Origin of the sequence: Streptomyces anandii JCM 4720 (assembly GCF_014650655.1) — a bacterium.
GTDB classification, from domain to species: Bacteria; Actinomycetota; Actinomycetes; order Streptomycetales; family Streptomycetaceae; genus Streptomyces; species Streptomyces anandii.
Map to the genome: position 1 here is coordinate 18329 of NZ_BMVJ01000013.1, position 2968 is coordinate 21296.

The following is a 2968-nucleotide window of genomic DNA, read 5'->3' on the forward strand; positions in this document are numbered from 1 at the left end:
GCGCCGCCGGCGTCCGCCCAGCCCTGCTGACCGGTCGTCAGCGAGGTGCCGAGGTCGTAGAGGTAGACGGGCTGGCCGAGGCCCGAGTTGTTGGTGATCTTCAGTGGGACCGTGTCCGGCGTCGCGGCCTCGGCCGGCGCCGGGGCGCCGAGTCCGAGCAGCGCGCCGACGAGGGCCGCGGCTCCCGTCGTCGCCAGAACCTTGAGTCTTGCGAGCACGCTCCACCTCCGGTGGGGTCGGGGTACGGGTCGGGGTTGGTCCGTACCTGAAGTGAGAGCGCTCTCAGAGTCGCGCCGGGGCGCGTCCATGTCAATGAAGGCGACCGAGGTCAGAAGGTGCGGCGGAGCAGGTCGAGCAGCACCGACCAGTGGCGCTCGTCGGCCTCGCGGTCGTACGCGTCCGTGTCGGCCTGGGTGAACCCGTGCCGCGCACCGGGGTAGACCTCGCAGCGGTGGCGTACGCCCGCCGCCGAGAGAGCGGTTTCCAGGCGCTCGATCTGCTCGGGCGGCAGCGACGGGTCCTGGTCGGCGTGGCCGAAGTACAGCTCTCCCTCGACCTGCCCGGCGACCAGGTGGGGGCTGTCCGGGGCGTCGGTGGCCAGCCGCCCGCCGTGGAACCCGGCGGCCGCCGCGACCCGGTCCGGGTACGCGCCGGCGGCCAGCAGCGACAGCCGGGCGCCCATGCAGTACCCGGTGACCGCCACCGGCCCCTCGGCGACCAGGGGGTGGCCGGCCAGGAAGTCCAGGTACGCGCCCGCGTCGCGCCGTGCGAGGGCGGGTGTGTGGGACTGGATGAGCGGGGCGACCCGCGCGAAGACGTCCGGCCGCTCGGACAGGTCGATGAACTCGGGGAGTTCCACTACGGGTGCGCGCCCGTGCCGGTAGAAGACGTTGGGCACCAGCACCGTGTGGCCGGCCGCCGCGATCCGGTCGGCCATCGACCTCAGGTGCGGGCGCAGACCGAAGGCGTCCTGGTACAGGAGGACGCCCGGGTGGGCGGCGCCGTCGGAGGGACTGGCCAGATACGCGTCGGCGGTGCCGTCCCCGGTCGGGATCTCAACGGCCTCTCCCTGTACGGCGGTCATGGGGCGCTGCCTCTCTGCTCGTCGCCGGCGAGGGCCTCACCGGCCGCTGCGGGTGTCTTCCGCCCGACGGGGCCGGGGGCCATGGGGCGGGGCGGCCGGGCGGGGCGGGTGGATCATGGCCATGGTGGCACGCGCGGCCGAGTTCTCCTCCTCGCCCCGGGCCCAAGGCCCCGGGACCCGGGCGGCGTCCCGCCCCGCGCCCGCCTCGCACGAGGCGGAACTCACGGGGACGGGTGGGCCTGGTCGGAGCCGGGGAGCGGGCTGAGCTTGGTCGGAACGGCGGGGCGGCCTGGGTCTGATCGGTACCGCGGGGCGACCCGGGCCAGATCGCTACGGGCGGGGTGGTCCGGGCCTCACCGCGACTGCGGGCCGCTCGCACGGACACGGCCCGCGAGCCCCGGCCGGGGCCGGGTCGCGCTCCCGGTCTTGGCCCGGGCCCGGCCGGGCCCGGGGCAGACCGGCGGGCCCGGCCGACGTCGGCACCGCGCCCGTCCGGGCGGAGACGGCCACGGCCGGCGCGAGCACGGCCACAGCGGGTGTGCCCGTGCCGCGCGTCTCATGGCCACCGCAGGGCGATCCCCCCTTCACCGGAACCGCCGGGCGGCCCGGCCTTCACGGCAACCGCGGGGATGACGCCTCGTCGTAACCGGGGCGCGGCCCGCGCGTCACCGCGCCGAACTCGCCCTGAACGCCGAGACCTCGAGGACGACCGGTCTCCTCGGGCGGGCCCCCGCGCATTGCCGCACCCCCGGAGCGGTCGGGCCTCGTCGGAATCGAGGGGCCGCCCGCTTCTCGGGAACCGCGGGCCACCGGGGCCTCACCGCGGGGTCGGCCGCCGCTACTCGAAGCGGGAGGTGTCGCCCGCTCCCCGGCGCACGATCTCGGCCTCGCCGCCGGAGAAGTCGATCACCGTGGTCGGCTCGGTGCCGCAGTCGCCGGAGTCGACCACCGCGTCCACCACGTGGTCGAGCCGGTCCTTGATCTCCCAGCCCTGCGTCATCGGCTCCTCCTCGTCGGGCAGCAGCAGCGTGCTCGACAGCAGCGGCTCGCCGAGCTCCGAGAGCAGGGCCTGGGTGACGACGTGGTCCGGGATGCGCACCCCCACCGTCTTCTTCTTGGGATGCTGCAGCATGCGCGGCACCTCCCGGGTCGCCGGGAGGATGAAGGTGTAACTGCCGGGCGTGGACGCCTTGATGGCGCGGAAGACGTCGTTGTCGACCCGGACGAACTGGCCGAGCTGCGCGAAGTCCTGGCACACCAGGGTGAAATGGTGCCGGTCGTCCAGGTGCCGGATCGAGCGGATCCGCTGCACGCCCTCCCGGCTGCCGAGCCCGCAGCCGAGGGCGTAGCAGGAGTCGGTCGGATACGCGATCAGCGCCCCCTCGCGCACGCTGTCCGCGATCTGCCGGACCGCGCGCGGCTGGGGGTTGTCGGGGTGCACGTCGAAGTACTTCGCCATTCACCGAGCTTATGCCGTACGGCACCGCTCCCCGGCCACCGGCGGGGCGGCCGGCGAACTTCGTGGCGTACTCCGCCCATCCCGGGGAAGCAGAGCTGTGTACCGCTCGGGTGCTGTCCCCCCGGCCCCGGGCGCCGCGGCTTCGCCGGCCGTCACCTCCCCCCGTGCACCGCCGGCGAAGCCGCCTTCTCCGCGCCGGGACCGGCATGCGCGACGCGTCCGGCCCCGGGCGGCCGGCGCACCCCCTGGTAACGTCCCGGGCGAAGAACACCGAGGTCAACGCGACGGACTGGGAGAGGGCCGACATGGCCGACCGGGAGGACCGGGACGCCGGGGCACAGCGGAGCGGGAGCAGCGGGGCCGCCTGGGCGGAGGAACTCCTCGACCAGTTGCGGCCCGCGGGGCGCGATGTGCGCAAGGTCGTC

Annotated in this window: 3 protein-coding genes and 1 pseudogene; 1 reads left to right on the forward strand and 3 read right to left on the reverse strand. The window is 75.2% G+C overall.

The features are described 5' to 3' along the window. From IE249_RS38170 to IE249_RS22755, 3 genes and pseudogenes are all read right to left on the reverse strand, one after another. Nucleotides 1–218, reverse strand: a pseudogene (locus IE249_RS38170) (sugar hydrolase); the annotation flags it as partial. Nucleotides 219–328: 110 nt separating this feature from the next. Then, on the reverse strand, nucleotides 329–1084 hold the full coding sequence (locus IE249_RS22750; RefSeq protein ID WP_189707347.1) for a dienelactone hydrolase family protein: 756 nt from the start codon (nucleotides 1082–1084) through the stop codon (nucleotides 329–331). An 838-nt stretch (nucleotides 1085–1922) separates the two neighbouring features. Beyond that, nucleotides 1923–2543, reverse strand: a complete 621-nt coding sequence (locus IE249_RS22755) for an L-threonylcarbamoyladenylate synthase (protein WP_189707349.1) — start codon at nucleotides 2541–2543, stop codon at nucleotides 1923–1925. Nucleotides 2544–2749: 206 nt separating this feature from the next. On the opposite strand from IE249_RS22755, the gene IE249_RS38175 reads away from it, so the two are divergent. Beyond that, nucleotides 2750–2968, forward strand: a 219-nt coding sequence (locus IE249_RS38175) for a hypothetical protein (RefSeq protein WP_229859039.1), incomplete at its 3' end; no start/stop codon positions are given.